We start from the raw sequence: 18,175 nt of genomic DNA, 5'->3' as shown, positions 1-18,175 counted from the left end.
TGCTAAACCTCCTCTCAGGGCTCTGGCGCGGTGTAACACGCGGCCTTGAAGCTTTCCTGTGAAATTCCTGACCCCGTAGTCAATGTAAAAAATCTGCTACAGGATGCCAGGCATCAGGAATGACTCATACTCCATATTAGAAACATTAATTAACACCTATGCCTGAGCCTGTTGCAGGATTACCGGGCCTTTCGGTGGGCATGGGGAGCCTCTGATGGGTGGTCATTCACGGCGAGGATGACATTTCCGTCCGGTCACAATAGGCAATTAGGCTAAACGCCAGGGTCCACGCGGCCTCGGTGGCGACCGGAAAACCATGGGTCCAAACGTGACTTGTAGTTATCGCTTCGTACCACTCCAGAACTTCTTGATGCCCTCCAGGTTCGATTGCACAATGCCGCGGCCACCGGGTCACAGCCCGGTCCACAATAAGAACTAGACCGTTGCCAGTTCGATAACCCGGGTCGCCAACGTAGTAGCCCGGACAATCCCAGGATCACGCAGGAGATTTGCGAGTGCAGATCGGTGTACCCCTCGAGACCCAAGCCGGTGAGACGCGGGTCGCAGCAACGCCGGAGACGGTCAAGAAACTGATCGGGCAGGGCCATCAGGTCGTCATCCAGAGCGGTGCGGGCGTCAGCGCCAGCCTGCCGGATGCCGCTTTTGAGGCCGTTGGCGCGAAGATCGGCACTGCCGCCGATGCCTACGGTTCGGAGCTTGTGCTGAAGGTTGTCGCGCCCAGCGAAAGCGAGCTGGCGCAGATGAAGCCGGGCACCGTGCTGATTGGCATGCTCAACCCGTTCAACAACGAGAACATCGCCCGCATGGCCGAACGCGGCATCACCGCCTTCGCCCTCGAGGCCGCGCCGCGTACTTCCCGCGCGCAGAGCCTGGACGTGCTCTCTTCCCAGGCCAACATCGCCGGCTACAAGGCCGTGTTGCTCGCTGCCCACCACTACCCGCGCTTCATGCCCATGCTGATGACCGCCGCCGGCACCGTTAAGGCCGCCCGCGTGCTGATCCTCGGCGCTGGCGTTGCCGGCCTGCAGGCCATCGCCACGGCCAAGCGCCTGGGTGCGGTGATCGAGGCTTCGGACGTCCGCCCGGCGGTGAAGGAGCAGATCGAATCCCTGGGTGCCAAGTTCGTCGACGTACCCTACGAGACTGATGAAGAGCGCGAGTGCGCCGAAGGTGTTGGCGGTTACGCCCGCCCGATGCCGGCCTCGTGGATGGAGCGCCAGGCCAAGGCCGTGCACGAGCGCGCCAAGCAGTCGGACATCGTCATCACCACCGCACTGATTCCGGGCCGCAAGGCGCCGACCCTGCTGCATGAAGCGACTGTCGCCGAAATGAAGCCGGGCTCGGTGGTCATCGACCTCGCCGCCTCGCAAGGCGGCAACTGCCCGCTGACCGAAGCAGACCAGGTCGTGGTCAAGCACGGCGTCACCATCGTCGGCCTGAGCAACCTGGCCGCGCTGGTGCCGGCGGACGCCTCCGCACTCTACGCACGCAACCTGCTCGACTTCCTCAAACTCACCCTGAACGCCGAAGGCTTCACGGTGAACCTGGAGGACGACATCGTCGCCGCGTGCCTGATGTGCCGTGACGGCCAGATCGTGCGCAAGAACGGCTGAGCCCTTCTTATATAAGAACGCGCCGGACCCCGCGTCCGGCCCTGAAGACCGGTGAGAAACTATGGAAGACATGCTGATCTCCCACGGCATCTACAACCTGATCATCTTCGTGCTGGCGATCTACGTCGGCTACCACGTGGTCTGGAACGTCACCCCTGCCCTGCACACCCCGCTGATGGCGGTGACCAACGCCATCTCGGCGATCGTGATCGTCGGCGCCATGCTGGCCGCCGCCCTGACCGTCACTCCGCTGGGCAAGGCCATGGGCACCCTGGCCGTGGCCCTGGCTGCAGTGAATGTGTTCGGTGGCTTCCTGGTCACCCGCCGCATGCTGGAAATGTTCAAGAAGAAAGCGCCGAAGGCGGAGAAGCACTGACATGAGCATGAACCTCGTCACCCTCCTCTACCTCATCGCCTCGGTGTGCTTCATCCAGGCGCTGAAAGGCCTGTCGCACCCGACCACCTCGCGCCGCGGCAACCTGTTCGGCATGATCGGCATGGCCATCGCCGCGCTGACCACCGTCGCCCTGGTGTTCAAGATCAGCAGCGAGATCGCCACCACCGGCATCGTCTACGTGATCATCGGCCTGCTGGTCGGCGGCACCGCCGGCTCGATCATGGCCAAGCGCGTCGAGATGACCAAGATGCCGGAACTGGTCGCCTTCATGCACAGCATGATCGGCCTGGCTGCCGTGTTCATCGCCATCGCTGCCGTGGTCGAGCCGCAGTCGCTGGGCATCGTGCAGAACCTGGGCGACACCATCCCGACCGGTAACCGCCTGGAGCTGTTCCTCGGCGCGGCCATCGGCGCCATCACCTTCTCCGGTTCGGTGATCGCCTTCGGCAAGCTGTCGGGCAAGTACAAGTTCCGCCTGTTCCAGGGCGCTCCGGTGCAGTTCGCCGGCCAGCACATGCTCAACCTGGTGCTGGGCCTGACCACCCTGGGCCTGGGCCTGCTGTTCATGTTCACCGGCAACCTGACCGCCTTCGTGGTGATGCTGGCCCTGGCGTTCGTCCTCGGCGTGCTGATCATCATCCCGATCGGCGGTGCCGACATGCCCGTGGTCGTGTCGATGCTGAACTCCTACTCCGGCTGGGCCGCGGCAGGTATCGGCTTCTCGCTGAACAACTCGATGCTGATCATCGCCGGCTCCCTGGTGGGCTCCTCGGGCGCGATCCTCTCCTACATCATGTGCAAGGCGATGAACCGCTCGTTCTTCAACGTCATCCTTGGTGGTTTCGGCGCCGAAGCGGACGCTGGCGGCCCGGCGGGTGCGAAAGAAGCCCGCCCGGTGAAATCCGGTTCGGCCGACGACGCCTCCTTCCTGCTCACCAACGCCGACAGCGTGATCATCGTTCCCGGCTACGGCCTGGCGGTGGCCCGTGCCCAGCACGCGCTGATGGAGCTGGCGGAGAAGCTGACCCATCGCGGCGTCAATGTGAAGTTCGCCATCCACCCGGTTGCCGGCCGTATGCCGGGCCACATGAACGTCCTGCTGGCCGAGGCCGAAGTGCCTTACGAGCAGGTGTTCGAGATGGAAGACATCAACTCCGAGTTCGGCCAGACCGACGTGGTGCTGGTACTGGGCGCCAACGACGTGGTGAACCCGGCTGCGAAGAACGATCCGAAGTCGCCGATCGCCGGCATGCCGATCCTCGAGGCCTACAAAGCCAAGACCGTGATCGTCAACAAGCGCTCGATGGCAAGCGGCTACGCCGGCCTGGACAACGAACTGTTCTACCTGGACAAGACCATGATGGTCTTCGGCGACGCCAAGAAAGTCATCGAAGACATGGTCAAGGCCGTCGAATAAGACGACCGTCGATCCACAAGACACCGGCCTCGCGCCGGTGTCTTGCTTTCGGGCAACACGAAAATCGCTGGACATTGGTAGTAAGAAGACCCCGGCCGGGCGATTTTTCGACCTTGGTATAAGAGCCAAAAATCGCCGAGTCCCTAGACTGGCGGCCTCGCACTTCCTACTGCCCGAGGTTTTCCCATGTTCCGTGATCGCGTGCGTATGTCCTCCCTGTTGGACAAGGTGATGACTGCCGACCAGGCCGCGGCCCTTATCAAGGACGGCATGACCGTCGGCATGAGCGGTTTCACCCGCGCCGGCGAAGCCAAAGCCGTACCCAAGGCCCTCGCCGAGCGCGCCAAGCAGGAGCCGCTGCGCATCAGCCTGATGACCGGCGCCAGCCTGGGCAACGACCTCGACAAGCAGCTCACCGAAGCCGGCGTGCTGGCCCGTCGCATGCCCTTCCAGGTCGACAGCACTCTGCGCAAGGCGATCAACGCCGGCGAGGTGATGTTCATCGACCAGCACCTCTCCGAAACCGTCGAGCAGCTGCGCAACCACCAGCTCAAGCTGCCGGACATCGCCGTCATCGAAGCCGTCGCCATCACCGAGGAAGGCCACATCGTGCCGACCACCTCGGTGGGCAACTCGGCCAGCTTCGCGATCTTCGCCAAGCAGGTGATCGTCGAGATCAACGTCGCGCACAACACCAACCTGGAAGGCCTGCACGACATCTACATCCCGACCTACCGTCCTACTCGTACGCCGATCCCGCTGACCAAGGTCGACGACCGCATCGGCAGCACCGCCATCCCGATCCCGCCGGAAAAGATCGTCGCCATCGTCGTCAACGACCAGCCGGACTCCCCGTCCACCGTGCTGCCGCCGGACGACGAGACCCAGGGCATCGCCAACCACCTGATCGACTTCTTCAAGCGTGAAGTGGACGCCGGCCGCATGAGCAACAGCCTCGGCCCGCTGCAGGCCGGTATCGGCAGCATCGCCAACGCGGTGATGTGCGGCCTGATCGAGTCGCCCTTCGAGAACCTGACCATGTACTCCGAAGTACTGCAGGACTCGACCTTCGACCTGATCGACGCCGGCAAGCTGCGCTTCGCCTCGGGCAGCTCCATCACCCTGTCGAGCCGCCGCAATGCCGACGTGTTCGGCAACCTGGAGCGCTACAAGGACAAGCTGGTGCTGCGCCCGCAGGAGATCTCCAACCACCCCGAAGTGGTCCGTCGCCTGGGCATCATCGGCATCAACACCGCGCTGGAGTTCGACATCTACGGCAACGTGAACTCCACCCACGTGGGCGGCACCAAGATGATGAACGGCATCGGCGGCTCGGGCGACTTCGCACGCAACGCTCACCTGGCCATCTTTGTCACCAAGTCCATCGCCAAGGGCGGCAACATCTCCAGCGTGGTGCCGATGGTCAGCCACGTCGACCACACCGAGCATGACGTGGACATCCTCGTCACCGAAGTCGGCCTGGCCGACCTGCGTGGCCTGGCGCCGCGTGAGCGCGCCCGGGTGATCATTGACAACTGTGTCCATCCGTCCTACCGCGACGCCCTGAACAGTTACTTTGACGCCGCCTGCGAGCGCGGCGGCCATACCCCGCACATCCTGCGCGAGGCCCTGGAGTGGCATATCAATCTGGAGGAACGCGGCCACATGCTGGCGGCGAGCTGATTCCAGACGCTTTGCGGGTCATTCAGCAATGAATGGCCCGCAAGGGTTTACAGCCGGAAAAAAACCACGTAAAAACACTCCTGAACAGATTTTTATCCCGCTCCAACTGTTCAACTTCCCCTGCCGCCAGCTTGGCCGGCATCCTCGAAAAACCTCAGACGCCCGCCCTTTGTGCACCAGAATGGAGCGCAACGGTACAGTTCGCCCCGAAAAAGACCATTACAGTTCAAAATTACAATCGCCTGACCAGGCGCAATACCGTGCAACTGTACCTGTCATCCCTGACCAAAAAGTCAGATCATATGCTCAATCCATTCAGCAACTGACTACTCGCCACAAGCGAGAAGGATGACCACCATGGAACGTACCCTCGGTTCCGCAGCTCTGAGCACCACCCGTAGCACCTCCAGCGCCCACCGTGGCCTCGTCGGCACCGTTCGCCTGTGGCAGCGCCGCATGGAAAGCCGCCGTCAGCTGGCCCGCCTGGACTCCCGTCTGCTGGCCGACGCCGGCATCAGCGAAGCCCAGCGTTACGCCGAACTGAACAAGCCGTTCTGGCGCTGATTCAACAGTACAACTGAGCCACACTCTCCAGGCTCACTCTGACTGTACTGGTAGTTCGCCTGAGGCCGCTCATCTGGAGCGGCCCTTGGCATTCTGGAAGTCCACTTTTCCGCACCCTCTCCCCTCGCTGATCACAGAACAGCCAGCTGCAACCGTGGCAGTACAGTTCTGAATTTCACCTCGCTGTACCCCCGCAATAACCCTTCGCTGCCTCTGACGCACCCTCTCGACCAGTGCGAGCCTGTATTGACCGTCCACCACGGTCACAAGGAGGCCCGCCATGGAACGCGCACTGTCATCCGATCTGCCCACGCTGCGCCCTGCCCCGCTGCTGCGTCGTCTGCCCGCTGTATTCAGGGAATGGCTTCGCAACGCACGAACCCGCCGCCAGCTCGCCGAGCTGACCAGCTTGCAGCTGGCCGACTTGGGCATCAGCCCCAGCGAACGCGTGAGAGAAATCTCGAAACCATTCTGGCGCTGAATGCTGGTGACCCCGGTCAGTCTTGGCTAGTCTGAGCACAGTTAGAGTGGCCGACCCGGCCACCTTTGCCTGGTCTTACTCCGGAGCCACTCCATGAACAAAAGTCTTCGCCTGATCGCCGCCGCCGCTTTGATCGGTTGCGCCACCGGCGCCTACGCCACCAGCTTCGTCTACACCACCGACCTGTCGGTACGCGCCACCGGCGCCACCTCCGACGGCACCTCGGACCTGAGCAACTCCTTCAAGGATGACAAGATCGTGCTGGAAGCCCGTGACGACGCAGCGACCTTCGTCGCCAGCCAGGGCCAGATCCGCGGCGCGCACCTGGAAGCCGCCCTCGCCCACATCCGCAGCAAGCTGCCGACCCTGGCCGCCAATGACCAGCAACTGGCCCAGGCCATCCTGACCATCTAAGTGATTCATCACTGAATCCCGCCGCGCCGGGCGCTCCCGCCCGGCGCTCTGCGCTGGCTCTCCACCGCGCATTCCGTTAGCCTTGTGGGCCGTGCTTTTCCGATCGTCCGAGCCCATGCGTACCTTGCTGTTCCTGCTGCCGTTGCTGACCTGTTCGCTGCCCGCCTGGGCATTCGACCAGACCACCCAGTTCCCGGTAGCGACCAGCTATGCCACCAGCCAGGTCACCAGCGCGCCCTTCGACAACAAACTGCTGCGCGGCGCCCGCGACGACGCGGCGCAGTTCGTTGCCACCGATGGAGCCCTGCGCGGTGCCCGCCTGGAGGCTGCACTGCACTGGCTGCGCCAGCGACATCCGGAGCTGGCGGCGAATGATCGGGAACTGGCCGAAGCAATTCTTGCCAAATAAGTCGTGAGCAGCTCCCGCTGCCCTTTCGGAGACATCCATGCGCCTCAGCTCGCTTTCCAAGAGCCCCCTGATCCTCGGCCTGCTGCTCGCCGCCTGCGCGTCCACCGCCCAGGCCCAATCGGTGGTCCGCGTGTTCAACATCACCACCAACGCCTTCGCCCGCAGCATCGACTTCACCTCGGACACCACCACCTCCGTGCGTGATATGAAGGTCGTCCGCGAAGCCCGTGACGATGCCGCCAGCTATGTCGGCAGCGACGGCGCGATCCGTGGTGCGCAGCTGGAAGCCGCGTTCAAGGTACTGCGCGAGCAGGTGCCGCAGGCGCGCGAAGCCTCCGACCAGGACCTGGCCGAAGCCATCCTCGCTCTGTGAGACTCCGGGCTGGCCGCTGGCTGGCGGCCCTGGCACTGATCGTCGCCGCCAGCAGCCACGCCGCGCTCCGCCTGGAGCTGGACACCGACGGCCTGAGCGCCGCCCAGCGCCAGGCTAGCCAGCAACTGCTGGACGAAGCCCTGCACACCCTGCCGGACCGCTTCGTGCAGCGCCTGGACCGCAGCGTCCAGGTGCAATGGCGCGACGACCTGCCCAGCAATGGCATGGGCCGCACCCTGCGTCCCGGCGCCATTGCCCTGAATACCCGCTATCTCGGCCCGCTCACCGACGGCAGCGCCGCCACCGAGCAGACCGGCCGCACCCACGGCACCCTGCGCCGTGAGCTGCTGGCCACGCTGCTCCATGAGCTGACCCACCTCTACGACCGCGCACGCCTCTGGGATACCGAGGAAGGCCGGGTGATCCGCCGCTGCACGATGCGCGACAAGAGCCTCGGTCGCGTCGGCGCACCGGACGATTGCCGTGGCCAGACCGGCCGCCGCTTCAGCCTCTCGGACGATCCACGCCTGCTCGACCTTGCTGGCTGGCCGCAGTACGCCGGCAAGCACGGCGAGCGCGAGCAGCACAACCGTTTCCTGCTGCGCAGCCCGGACAAGTACGAACTGACCAACCCGCGCGAGTACGTCGCGGTGAACATGGAGTACTTCCTCCTCGACCGCAGCTTCGCCTGCCGTCGCCCGGCGCTGTACCGCTACTACGCGGAGCGCTTCGGCGAGCGCCCGCATGACCCATGCTCGACGCAATACGCCTACCTCAACGCCGGCCGCGACTTCGGTCGCCAGCCACTGGGTTACCTGGACCCTGAGCGTGTCTACGAGGTCGACTACCTGATCGCCGAGGCCAACAACGAGATCGCCAGCCGCTGGGGCCACACCATGCTGCGCCTGGTGGTCTGCGCACCGGGACGCCCTCGCGGCCCGGCCTGCCGCCTGGACCTGGATCAGCATCTGGTGCTGTCCTACCGAGCCTTCGTCGGCGACCTGCAGCTCTCCAGCTGGGACGGCCTGACCGGCGCCTATCCGTCGCGCCTGTTCGTGCTGCCACTGTCCCAGGTGATCGAGGAATACACCAAGGTCGAGCTGCGCAGCCTTGCGTCGATCCCGCTCAAGCTCAGCCGCGACGAAGTCGCCAGCCTGGTGGAGCGCTCGGCGCAGAGCCACTGGAGCTACGACGGCAATTACTACTTCCTGTCCAACAACTGCGCGGTGGAAACGCTCAAGCTGCTGCGCAGCGGCATCCAGCGCCAGAGCCTGCAGACCATGGACAGCATCACGCCCTACGGCGTGCTCGGCTTGCTGGAGAACAAGGGCATCGCTGATGCCGGTGTGCTGGACAACCCCAAGGAAGCCCTGCGCCTGGGCTATCGCTTCGACTCCTTCCGCGACCGTTACCAGGCCATGTTCGACGTGCTGAAGCAGCGCATGAATGTCCCGCAGGACAAGGTCGAGGACTGGCTCGCCCTCCCCGCCGTCGACCGCCGCCCGTGGTTCGACAAGGCCGACCTGCGCTCGAGCGCTGCCCTGCTGCTACTCGAACAGGCCTCGCTGCGCCGCCAGTTGCTGCTGGCCCAGGACGAACTCAAGCGCCTCTACCTGAGCAACCCGGACGCCATGAAGAGCAAGCCGGACCTCGCGGCAGCCGGCAAGACGTTGCAGCAGATCCTCGACGACAGCGGCTTCCTCAGCCGCCCGGCCGAGCTGCTCGACGGCGGCTATGGCCTGCCCCAGGCGCCGGAGACCGCAACTCTGGAGAAGCAGACGCAGCAGCGCCAGCAGCGCCTGCGCCAGCTCAGCGACAACCTCGACCGCGAAGTGCGCGCCCTGCTCACTCCGGAGCGTCGTGACGAGCTGGCTGCGCTGGAAGCCAACACCAAGCAGATCGGCGCGCACCTGCGCGAGCTGCACAAGGCTTCGGGCGGGCTGGAGCTGCCCTGAGGCCCACTGGCTGGACGGTTTGCGAGCAAGCTCGCTCCTACAGGCTGAAAACCGTGCCGCCCTTCGTAGGAGCGAGCTTGCTCGCGAACCTTCCTGGTCAGGCCACCAGAACTAGAGCCTCTCCTCCCACTCCTCTTCCAGCTGCTCGTCCAGGTGAATCCACGGCAGCCGGCTGTTCACCCAGATATGCCGGTTCGGCAGCACCGTGGCGACCTCCTCCAGCGTCGCGGTGGTGATATCCAGCGTCTCCGGAGCCTGGTCCGTGAACAGGGCCAACTGGGCACCGCAGTTGCGGCAGAAGTAACGCACACAGGGCGGCGAAGAGCGGTACTCGGCAGGCTTGCCGTGAGTCCAGCGAAAACTCTTCAGCGGCACTGTCGTCCAGGTCGTGACGATGCCGCCGGTGGTACGCCGGCAGATCGAGCAATGGCAATGGGCGACGTCCGTCAGTTCGGCATCGCATTCGTAACGCAGTTGGCCGCAATGGCAGCCGCCGGTATGTACGGCACTCATCGTTGATCCTCCCTTTCAGTCGTACTCGGCCGCCTCATGGTCACCCAGCAGACGCCGCTGGCGAGGTGTGCAGGCGGCGAGCACCTCGGGGTTGAAGTTCCAGTTCAGGTAGGGCGAGAACTTCTGCGCCACCATTCTGCGCCCGTAGTGCACCTGGAGCAGGTAGCGCGTGCGCTCGCTGAGGTTGCGGCTGCCGGAATGCCACAGGTCGCTGCGAAACAGCAGGCAATCGCCCGCGCTGCACAGCACCGGTTCGGCCACCCTGCCCGCCCATTCGCGCTCGTCCGGTGTAGGCGCGCGGCCTGCGCGATGGCTGCCGGGGATCACCCAGGTGGGGCACAGCGCCTCGTCGATGTCATCCAGATAGACCTGCGCGGTACAGATGAACATCGGAAGATCGAAGCCTGTTCCCGGCAGCGCGACCGGCAGGTAGTCCTGGTGCATGTCGGCGCCGATGAAGCCGGGATGGCAGCGCCAGGCCGTCTGGCCGATCACATGGCAGTCCGCGCCCAGCGCAGCTTCCGCCAGCTCGATCAATCCCGGCGGATCCAGGTAGGGCAACCAGCGCGGGGAGCGGTTGAACACGCACTTGTAATGATCCACCAACCCCTGGTAGTCCCAGTGGAGCGGTCGCAGGCCATCGATCAGCGAGTGCAATTCGGCAACCTGTTCGCTGTCCAGCAGGCCGCGCAGCAGGACGAAACCGTCCTCGCGAAGGGCCCGCAGGCCTTCCCTCACGCCGGCTCCCCACTACCCAGCTCGGCCTGGGCGCGCTCCAGGGCACCCAGGAAGGCCCCCAGCACTTCACCCGGCTCGGCACCCTGCCGGGTGACGCAATGAAACTCCGAGACGTAGGCGAGCTGCGCCGGGCGGATCGCCCGCAAGCGATCCTGCGCAACCCATTGCGCCGCATAGTGCGTCGGCAGGTAGCCGATGAAGACGCCACTGAACACCAGGTTGGCGATGGCCTCCATGGTGTAGGCATTGGTCGCGCGGCTGAAGACCAGCCCGTGGGGGCGACGGCTCTCGGTCATGTAGCCGCGACCGACATACTCGGCCGCGCAGATCTGCTCCAGCGAAGGCTCGTTATCGATAGCGCCGAAGAACGGATGCCCCGGAGCGCAATAGAGGTTCTGCTCCTCGCGGAACAGCAGCTGGTAGCGCAGACCCGACAAGCGATGGTGGAAGGCGCCGATGGCCAGTTGCAGGCGCTCCTCCAGCACGGCGTTCTCCAACTCGTCCGGACGCTGGGTATGCAGGTTCAGGCGCACCCGGGGATGGCCTTCGCGGAATAGCCGGATGGCCAGCGGCATCGGCCAGCAGTGCTGGCCGAGCACGCCGTCGACGCAGCCCAGGTGCAGCACCTCGCGGTCGCGGCCGCCCAGGCCCGTCACCTGCTCGCGGAAGCGCTCGATGTCGACGAACAACCCGAGCGCCGCTTCGTAAAGCTGCTGCCCTTCCTCGGTGAGCTGGAAACCGCTGCTGCCGCGGCGGCAGAGCGAATAGCCCAGGCGCAACTCGAGGTCGCGGACCAGCACGCTCAGCCTCGACAGGCTGGTATTCAGGCGCACCTGGGCAGCAGTGAAGCCGCCCGCCTCGACGATGGTGCAGAAGGTGCGCAGCAGGCGCAGGTCGATATCGGAAAGATTGCCCAGCATGGGAGTTCTCGTGGCGGCGGGCGCAGGCCTTTCGTTATAGCGCCGAGCGCGCCGCCCCGTGAACCCCCAGAACGGTCAACGGCGCGCGGCGACCGAGTCGGCGAGGACGCAGAGGAGCTCGAACATCATGGTAGCGCCCACCAGCGCGGTTGCCCCGCCCTGGTCGAATGGCGGCGAGACTTCCACCACGTCGGCGCCGATCAGGTTCAGCCCCTGCAGCCCGCGGATCATGTGCTGCGCCTCCAGCGTCGTCATGCCGCCGATCTCCGGCGTGCCGGTGCCCGGGGCGAAGGCCGGGTCGAGTACGTCGACGTCGAAGGTGACGTAGGTTGGCTCCTGTCCCACCACCCGGCGTACCTCGGCGAGCGTCGCCGCGACGCCGAGGTCGGCGAACTCTTCCATGTGGATCACGCGGATGCCCTGCTCGTTGGCAAAGGCCTCGTCGTCGGCGTCATATATCGAGCCACGAATGCCGATCTGCACCGTGCGCCTGGGATCCAGCAAGCCTTCCTCGATAGCGCGGCGGAACGGCGTGCCATGGGTGTAAGGGTTGTCGCCGAAGTAGCGGTCATTGGTGTCGGAATGGGCATCGAAATGCACCATGCCGACGGGCCGCTCGGCGGCTAGTGCGCGGAAGATCGGCAGGGTCACCAGGTGATCGCCGCCCACCGACAACGGGATGGTGCCGGCGGCGTGAATGCGCCGGTAGAAGCCTTCGATCTGCTTGAGCGAATCGAGCAGGTCGATGGGGTTCACCGGGGCGTCGCCGATGTCGCCGATGCGCAGCAGGTCATAGGGCGCGATGTGGCTGACGTGGTGCACCTTGCGCATCAGGCTCGACTGGTTGCGCACCTCGCGCGGGCCGTGACGGGCGCCGGCGCGGTTGGTGGTGCCGCCGTCCCAGGGCACGCCAAGCAGGGCGATATCCACCTGCGCCGGGTCCTCGAAGATGGGCAGGCGCATGAAGCTGGGGATACCGGCGAAGCGCGGTACCTGCGCGGCGTCCAGAGGCTGCGGGAAGTCGTGGGGCATGGGGCGTCTCCTGTCGAGTTGGGGTTCAGTCGGCCTGCGCCTGCAGGCTGGCAGCCGGCGCGTCGGTGAGGCTGACCACCACGAAGGTAATCAGGCTGGCGAGCAGGCCGTAGGCGATAGGGGTATTGGCGAGCACGCCGTCGATGGCCATGAAGGTGACCACCACCAGGCAGCCGACCACGATGCTGGTCATGGCTCCGCGAGCGGAGGCGCGGCGCCACAGCAGGGCGCCGAGGATCGGCACCAGCAGCCCGCCGACCAGCAGGTTGTAGGCGATGCTCAGGGCGCCGATGACGTCGTTCACCAGGCACGCCAGGGCCAGCATCACCACCCCCATCAGCAGCGTGAACAGGCGGCTTTCGCGCAGGCCGTTGGGCGCGCCGGGGCGCAGGAAGCGTGCATAGATGTCCTCCTGGAACACCGTGGCGGCCGCCAGCAGGCAGCCCGAGGCGGTGGACATGATGGCCGACAGCGCCGCCGCCACGACCAGGCCGCGCAGGCCCGGCTGGAGCACCTGGCGGGTGACCTCCGCATAGGCGTTTTCCGGCACCGCCAGGTTGGGCAGCAGCACGTGGGCGGCGGCGCCGATCAGCGCACAGGCCAGGCCATAGAGCATGCAGTAGACACCAGCGCCAAGACCGGCATAGCGCACCACCTTCTCGCTGCGCGCAGTGAATACGCGCTGCCAGATGTCCTGGCCTATCAGTGCACCGAAGAAGTACAGCAGGAAGTAGGTGAGGATGGTGTCCAGGCCGATGTGGCCAAGGTCGAAGAAGCCCGCCGGCAGCACCTCCTGCATGCGCGACAGGCCGCCTGCCTGGTGGATCGACAGCGGCAACAGCACGGCGAAGATGCCCAGAGTCTTGATCACGAACTGGATGATGTCGGTGAGGGTCAGCGACCACATGCCGCCGATCACCGAATAGACGATGACGATGCCGCCTCCGCAGAGGATCGCCGGGATGCGCGGTATCTCGAAGACCACCTCGGTCACCGAGCCGATGGCGATGGTCGCGGTGACCGCCACCATCAGGTCGTAGGCGACCATCACGATGCCGCCGATCAATCGCGAGGACGCCTGGTAGCGCTGCTCGAGGATCTGCGTGACGGTGTAGACCTTCAGCCGCGCGATCTGCCGCGAGAACACCAGGCTGAGGACGATGATCCCCAGGCCCAGCATGAACACCAGCCACAGCCCGGACAGCCCGTAGAGGTAGCCGAGCTTCACCGTGCCGATGGTGGAGGCGCCACCGAGCACCACGGCAGCCATGGTACCCAGGTAGAGCCCCGGGCCGAGGCGGCGCCCGGCCACGAGAAAGTCGTTCTGGTTGCGCGCCTTGCGCATTCCGTACCAGCCCAGGGCAAGCATGCCCAGGGCGTAGACCAGCATGATCAGGTAATCAAGCAGCATCGCGGGGGGCTCCTGTTGTTGTTGTGTGGGAATCAGGCCTTCGCTCCGCCAGCCTGATGCGCCTCGCCCCGCCAACAAATCCCCGAAGCCGGAAGCCAACTTTCGCCACCACGAAAGTGTCCTCCCAGTCCACGCCAGCCGGGTTTCAGCCGAACTCCCAGGCGCCTTGATGGAAAAACTTCCACCTCTCCAAGTGCTTGATTCGTATACGCATGTTATCGTTGTATACTGTGTATACAGCGTAAACGGATCTGTTCAAAAAGTGACCACTGTTGTTTCGTTCCGTGCCGATGATGCCCTCGTGGCGGCACTGGACCAGCTGGCCCGCGCCACCCATCGGGACCGGCCGTATCACCTGCGCCAGGCGCTGGCGCAGTACCTGGAGCGCCAGAGCTGGCACGTGGCGGCCATCGATGAAGGGGTGGCGGACGCCGATGCCGGCCACCTGCTGGAGCACGCCGCCATTGAAGCCAAGTGGGGCCTGGCATGAGCCTGCAGTGGACGCACAAGGCCGCGGCTGATCTGGATGCCATCTACGACCACTACGTCGTGCTGATCGGCCCGGAAAAGGCGCTGCGGGCCATCCAGGACATCGTCGAGCAGGTCAGCCCGCTGGCAAACCTGGAGCAGAGCAGTAGCGGCGTGCCGAGCGAGGTGCCCGGCGTGCGCGAACTACCGGTCGAGCGCTGGCCGTACCAGGCTGCTTTCCGGGTGAAGGGGCGTTCTGTACAAGTTTTGCGCATCGACCGTGTGGATAACTCGGGGTAAAAGTAGCCACACGGTTACAAGATGTTTCAAAGTATTGACTTTGTCGTTTGATTAAAAAGCATCCAAATGCGCGACATTGTGATTATCGGTCTGTTTATCGACTGATCTTGAATAGACGATTTATTGGTGACCGCTAATAGCAAGCATGGTCACAAAATCTCAACGACGCCTGGCTTTTTCCAGGCAACAAAAAACCCGGCCTTGGCCGGGTTTTTCCGTTTTTTGCGCTTTTACGCCAGCGTTATCAGGCGGCTTGCCAGTTCACCGGCAGTTGGCCTTCTTTCCAGGCGAAACGGTCGAGGTGGCTGACCACCACGTTCTGCAGGCGCTCCAGGCCTTCCGCGTCGGCGGACTCGGCATCCATCAGCAGCGCGTCGGGCATCGCCTGCAGACGGCAGGTGCCAAAATCGAAGGGCAGTACGCCACGGTCGTCGGTCAGTTCGACCGGCAGCTTGTGGGCGAAGTGGTTGCACAGGCGCTTGAGGTAGCGCGCGGCATCGGGGGTAGGGACGGTGGCTCGGCTCGAAGGCATCGTTTCTCTTCTCCATTTTGGGAGATGACATCCTAGGCGCCGGCAATCAAGGGAAAAACCCGCTATTTTGCCTTTCACTCTTTAGCGGAGCTTCACAATGGATAATCTTCGCGGCATGGCGGTGTTCGCCACCGTGGTCGCCCGCGGCTCCATGGCCGCTGCGGCCGAAGCGCTGGGCATGACGCCCTCGGCGGTCAGCCAGCAGATCCGCAAGCTCGAAGCGCATGCCCAGGTCACGCTGCTGCATCGGACCACCCGCAAGCTGACGCTGACCGAGGCCGGCGAAGCCTTCTACCGTAGTTGCGCACAGATGCTGGCGATCGCCGAGGAGGCCGAGCAACGCCTGGGGGAATGGCGCGAGGCACCCGTGGGAGAGTTGCGCCTGGCCGCGCCGGTGGGCTTTTCCGGCAAGCTGATCACCGAGGCGCTGCGCCCGTTGCTGGAGAACCACCGCCAGTTGCGCCTGCAACTGTTCTTCCACGATGAACAGATCGACCTGATCGAGCAGCGCATCGACCTCGCCATTCGCGTCGGCAGCCTGTCCGACTCCAGCCTGGTGGCGCGCCATCTGGCCGAGTGGAACAACGTGGTCTGCGCGGCACCGGCCTACCTGCGACGCATCCCGCCGATCGACCATCCGCAACAGCTGCAGAACGTCGACTGGCTGGCACTGAACACCGTGGCGCACCAGGCCTACCTGAATTTCAGCGGGCCGGGTGGGGAGGGCTGCAAGCTGCGGCTGGAAGCACGGGTGGCGGCCAACAGCATGATCGCTCTGCGCCAGTTCACCCTCGACGGCCTGGGCGTGTCCTGCCAGCCGGAGCCGGAAGTGCGCGAAGCGCTGGAGGAGGGCAGGCTGGTGCGCCTGCTGCCGGAATGGGCGCTGCCGCCGTTCGGCATCTATGCCGTCACCCCGCGCCGCGACGCCCAGCCGGCCAAGGTGAAGGTCGCCATCGAGGCACTGCGCCGGCACCTGGGCGGCTCCACTACGCTGCGCTTCCACGCACCGGTCTGAGGCGCGCTACCATGGCCATCCTGATGATCGGAGTGAACACGACATGGCCCTGAACTGGACCTGCAAGCACCACCGCGAGCTGAGCAAGGAGGAGCTCTACGCCATCCTGCAGCTGCGCACCGAAGTCTTCGTGGTGGAACAGAAATGCCCCTACCAGGAAGTCGATGGCCTGGACCTGGTCGGCGACACCTGCCACCTGATGGTGGAAGAAGACGGCCAGCTGATCGGCTACCTGCGCCTGCTGGACCCGCAGCGCCACGACGGCGACGTGGTGATCGGCCGCGTGGTGATCGCCCCGCAGGGCCGCGGCACCGGCCTCGGGCACCAGCTCATGGAACAGGCGCTGCGGGCCATCGCCCAGCGCTGGCCGGGACTGCCGGTGTACCTCTCAGCCCAGGCGCACCTGCAGGGCTATTACGGTCGATATGGCTTCTCGCCGGTGACCGAGGTCTATCTGGAAGACGACATCCCGCACATCGGGATGCGCCGCGAGGCCTGACTCAGGCCGGGTAATGCCGGCCGAGGAAATCCCCCAGCAGCGCGTTGACCCGCTCCGGTTGCTGGCTCTGGATCCAGTGGCCGCAGTTCTCCAGCACATGCTGTTCAAGGTTGGGAACGTGCTCGGGCATGCGCTGCACGGTGTAGGCCTCGAAACGGCCGACCGGGTCACGGTCGCCGATCAGGAACAGCGTCGGTTGCTCGACCTTGCGCCCGGCCAGCGGCTCGGTGCGCTGCCAACTGCGCTCGAAGTTGCGGTACCAGTTCAGCGCGCCGTGGAAACCACGCCCCTCGAAGGTCCGCACATACCACTGGAAGTCCTCGGCGCTGCACCAGTCCGGGTGCGCCGGCGGTTGCGACAGGCCGTCGAACAGGCGACCGTCGGGGGACTGATCCGGCGCCAGACGCACGTTGTCGCCGAGGAAGTGGCGCAGGCTCAAGGTGATGTCGGCATCCAGCTCGGCCTCGGCGCGGCCGGGCTGCTGGAAGTAAAGGATGTAGAAGAATTTGCCGGCGAACACTTCGCGCATGATCTCCACCGGCGGGCGTTTTGCGCGGCCGGCAAAGGGCACCGACAGCGTCACCAGCACCTCCACGCGCTGTGGCTCCAGCAGCGCCAGGTGCCACGCCACCGGTGCGCCCCAGTCATGCCCGACCATCGCCACGCGCTCATGTCCCAGCGCGTCCATGGCGCCCTGAATGTCCGCACAGAGCGTCAGCACGTCATAGGCGTCGACTTCCTGCGGCGCGCTACTCTGGCCATAGCCCCGCATTTCCGGGACAAACACGCGGTAGCCGGAAGCGGCGAGGGCGCGCATCTGGTGCTGCCAGGAGTGCCAGCACTCGGGAAAACCGTGCAGCATCCACACCGGCTTGCCGTCCGCCGGCCCGCAGCTGTAAAGGCTGAGCTGGATGCCGTTGACCGCCAGCAACTGGTGTTCGAACTCGTTCATGGCGCACGCTCCTGCAGATGGTGAGCTTCACTATGCCAAGCCCGGCGCGCCGGCCGAACCCCATTCACCAGGCGAATAAAGGGATCTATCCGCTCGGCAATGCGGGCCGCTCGGCGAAGCAATGCGGCAAAGCTGCGGATAATGCCCGGCGCCACCCTCGATCCTCGCCAGGAAAGACACCCATGAGACGCCAGCCCAGCACCCAGCTCTGCCCGGAACTCGACGCCATCCTGAGGGCCGAACTGCGCGCCGGCAACCAGCTCGGCGAAGGCCCGGTACGTACCGACTGGCCGCAGCCCGGCTCGATCTACGCGGCCTTGCGCGACAGCCTGAAAACTCGCAAACCCGGCGATGCCGGCTCCGTTCGGCATTCGATCTGCCGCGATCCTCACTATGGCTGGAACGACGAATGCTACTGCGAGTTGCACGGCGACCTGCTGGTTGCCGGAAGCACGCAGAGACCCTGAT

At 64.9% G+C, this 18,175-nt stretch carries 23 protein-coding genes; 16 read left to right on the top strand and 7 right to left on the bottom strand.

Annotation, left to right across the window (positions count from 1 at the left end; genetic code table 11):
• Window positions 1-515: 515 nt before the first annotated feature.
• The 11 genes from ACKI1H_RS05340 to ACKI1H_RS05290 all read left to right on the top strand — a co-directional run bounded on the left by ACKI1H_RS05340 (window position 516) and on the right by ACKI1H_RS05290 (window position 9,327).
• Entirely contained in the window at window positions 516-1,634 is a 1,119-nt protein-coding gene (locus ACKI1H_RS05340; RefSeq protein ID WP_138519957.1) for a Re/Si-specific NAD(P)(+) transhydrogenase subunit alpha, read from the top strand.
• A 61-nt stretch (window positions 1,635-1,695) separates the two neighbouring features.
• Complete coding sequence (locus ACKI1H_RS05335; protein WP_015474896.1) at window positions 1,696-2,010, top strand: NAD(P) transhydrogenase subunit alpha; 315 nt, start codon at window positions 1,696-1,698, stop codon at window positions 2,008-2,010.
• 1 nt (window position 2,011) lies between these two features.
• On the top strand, window positions 2,012-3,448 hold the full coding sequence (locus ACKI1H_RS05330) for an NAD(P)(+) transhydrogenase (Re/Si-specific) subunit beta (RefSeq protein ID WP_088420512.1): 1,437 nt from the start codon (window positions 2,012-2,014) through the stop codon (window positions 3,446-3,448).
• A gap of 186 nt (window positions 3,449-3,634) precedes the next feature.
• On the top strand, window positions 3,635-5,131 hold the full coding sequence (locus ACKI1H_RS05325) for an acetyl-CoA hydrolase/transferase family protein (RefSeq protein ID WP_138519958.1): 1,497 nt from the start codon (window positions 3,635-3,637) through the stop codon (window positions 5,129-5,131).
• Between the two features lie 32 nt (window positions 5,132-5,163).
• Window positions 5,164-5,457 carry a hypothetical protein gene (locus ACKI1H_RS05320; protein WP_440467835.1) on the top strand — a complete coding sequence of 98 codons (294 nt, stop codon included), beginning with the start codon at window positions 5,164-5,166 and terminating at the stop codon, window positions 5,455-5,457.
• Window positions 5,458-5,488: 31 nt separating this feature from the next.
• Entirely contained in the window at window positions 5,489-5,695 is a 207-nt protein-coding gene (locus tag ACKI1H_RS05315; protein WP_015474893.1) for a DUF1127 domain-containing protein, read from the top strand.
• A 280-nt stretch (window positions 5,696-5,975) separates the two neighbouring features.
• Window positions 5,976-6,176 carry a DUF1127 domain-containing protein gene (locus ACKI1H_RS05310; protein ID WP_138519959.1) on the top strand — a complete coding sequence of 67 codons (201 nt, stop codon included), beginning with the start codon at window positions 5,976-5,978 and terminating at the stop codon, window positions 6,174-6,176.
• A 93-nt stretch (window positions 6,177-6,269) separates the two neighbouring features.
• The gene (locus ACKI1H_RS05305; RefSeq protein WP_138519960.1) at window positions 6,270-6,590 is read left to right on the top strand and encodes a DUF2388 domain-containing protein; all 321 of its coding nucleotides are present in this window, start codon (window positions 6,270-6,272) and stop codon (window positions 6,588-6,590) included.
• Between the two features lie 115 nt (window positions 6,591-6,705).
• Entirely contained in the window at window positions 6,706-6,999 is a 294-nt protein-coding gene (locus ACKI1H_RS05300) for a DUF2388 domain-containing protein (RefSeq protein ID WP_081518915.1), read from the top strand.
• A gap of 37 nt (window positions 7,000-7,036) precedes the next feature.
• Window positions 7,037-7,372, top strand: coding sequence for a DUF2388 domain-containing protein (locus tag ACKI1H_RS05295; RefSeq protein WP_017517696.1), 336 nt, complete (start codon window positions 7,037-7,039; stop codon window positions 7,370-7,372).
• Window positions 7,369-9,327, top strand: coding sequence for a DUF7844 domain-containing protein (locus ACKI1H_RS05290; protein ID WP_440467834.1), 1,959 nt, complete (start codon window positions 7,369-7,371; stop codon window positions 9,325-9,327). The genes ACKI1H_RS05295 and ACKI1H_RS05290 overlap by 4 nt, the downstream gene beginning before the upstream one ends.
• 111 nt (window positions 9,328-9,438) lie before the next feature.
• On the opposite strand, the gene ACKI1H_RS05285 is transcribed toward ACKI1H_RS05290, so the two are convergent.
• The 5 genes from ACKI1H_RS05285 to ACKI1H_RS05265 form a co-directional block, all read right to left on the bottom strand.
• On the bottom strand, window positions 9,439-9,840 hold the full coding sequence (locus ACKI1H_RS05285) for a GFA family protein (protein ID WP_138519962.1): 402 nt from the start codon (window positions 9,838-9,840) through the stop codon (window positions 9,439-9,441).
• Between the two features lie 15 nt (window positions 9,841-9,855).
• A complete protein-coding gene (locus tag ACKI1H_RS05280; RefSeq protein ID WP_138519963.1) occupies window positions 9,856-10,578 on the bottom strand; it encodes a phytanoyl-CoA dioxygenase family protein in 723 nt (240 codons plus the stop codon).
• On the bottom strand, window positions 10,575-11,498 hold the full coding sequence (locus ACKI1H_RS05275) for a LysR family transcriptional regulator (protein WP_440467833.1): 924 nt from the start codon (window positions 11,496-11,498) through the stop codon (window positions 10,575-10,577). Before ACKI1H_RS05275 ends, ACKI1H_RS05280 begins: the two co-directional genes overlap by 4 nt.
• A gap of 75 nt (window positions 11,499-11,573) precedes the next feature.
• The gene (gene speB / locus ACKI1H_RS05270) at window positions 11,574-12,530 is read right to left on the bottom strand and encodes an agmatinase (RefSeq protein ID WP_138519965.1); all 957 of its coding nucleotides are present in this window, start codon (window positions 12,528-12,530) and stop codon (window positions 11,574-11,576) included.
• A 25-nt stretch (window positions 12,531-12,555) separates the two neighbouring features.
• Complete coding sequence (locus tag ACKI1H_RS05265) at window positions 12,556-13,941, bottom strand: sodium:solute symporter (RefSeq protein ID WP_440467832.1); 1,386 nt, start codon at window positions 13,939-13,941, stop codon at window positions 12,556-12,558.
• A 262-nt stretch (window positions 13,942-14,203) separates the two neighbouring features.
• Here ACKI1H_RS05265 and ACKI1H_RS05260 point away from each other — a divergent pair, with 262 nt between their 5' ends.
• Window positions 14,204-14,431: a CopG family ribbon-helix-helix protein gene (locus ACKI1H_RS05260; protein ID WP_045213580.1), complete on the top strand. Its 228-nt coding sequence runs from the start codon at window positions 14,204-14,206 to the stop codon at window positions 14,429-14,431.
• Window positions 14,428-14,709, top strand: coding sequence for a type II toxin-antitoxin system RelE/ParE family toxin (locus ACKI1H_RS05255; protein WP_138519967.1), 282 nt, complete (start codon window positions 14,428-14,430; stop codon window positions 14,707-14,709). Before ACKI1H_RS05260 ends, ACKI1H_RS05255 begins: the two co-directional genes overlap by 4 nt.
• A 244-nt stretch (window positions 14,710-14,953) precedes the next feature.
• Here the strand turns inward: ACKI1H_RS05255 and ACKI1H_RS05250 are convergent, their stop codons facing one another.
• Window positions 14,954-15,241, bottom strand: a complete 288-nt coding sequence (locus tag ACKI1H_RS05250; protein WP_138519968.1) for a DUF2218 domain-containing protein — start codon at window positions 15,239-15,241, stop codon at window positions 14,954-14,956.
• Between the two features lie 97 nt (window positions 15,242-15,338).
• On the opposite strand from ACKI1H_RS05250, the gene ACKI1H_RS05245 reads away from it, so the two are divergent.
• Window positions 15,339-16,256 (top strand): LysR family transcriptional regulator, encoded by a 918-nt coding sequence (locus tag ACKI1H_RS05245; RefSeq protein ID WP_440467831.1) that lies wholly within the window; start codon window positions 15,339-15,341, stop codon window positions 16,254-16,256.
• A gap of 43 nt (window positions 16,257-16,299) precedes the next feature.
• Window positions 16,300-16,755, top strand: a complete 456-nt coding sequence (locus tag ACKI1H_RS05240) for a GNAT family N-acetyltransferase (RefSeq protein ID WP_440467830.1) — start codon at window positions 16,300-16,302, stop codon at window positions 16,753-16,755.
• Window position 16,756: 1 nt separating this feature from the next.
• Here the strand turns inward: ACKI1H_RS05240 and ACKI1H_RS05235 are convergent, their stop codons facing one another.
• Window positions 16,757-17,707, bottom strand: coding sequence for an alpha/beta fold hydrolase (locus ACKI1H_RS05235; RefSeq protein WP_440467829.1), 951 nt, complete (start codon window positions 17,705-17,707; stop codon window positions 16,757-16,759).
• Between the two features lie 182 nt (window positions 17,708-17,889).
• On the opposite strand from ACKI1H_RS05235, the gene ACKI1H_RS05230 reads away from it, so the two are divergent.
• Window positions 17,890-18,174: a hypothetical protein gene (locus ACKI1H_RS05230; RefSeq protein WP_138519972.1), complete on the top strand. Its 285-nt coding sequence runs from the start codon at window positions 17,890-17,892 to the stop codon at window positions 18,172-18,174.
• Window position 18,175 lies beyond the last annotated feature (1 nt).

Source organism: Pseudomonas sp. YH-1, from assembly GCF_051990045.1.
GTDB classification, from domain to species: domain Bacteria; phylum Pseudomonadota; class Gammaproteobacteria; order Pseudomonadales; family Pseudomonadaceae; genus Pseudomonas; species Pseudomonas nicosulfuronedens.
Note: the sequence above shows the minus strand (reverse complement) of the source record. Positions and strands in the feature narration are given on the sequence as shown.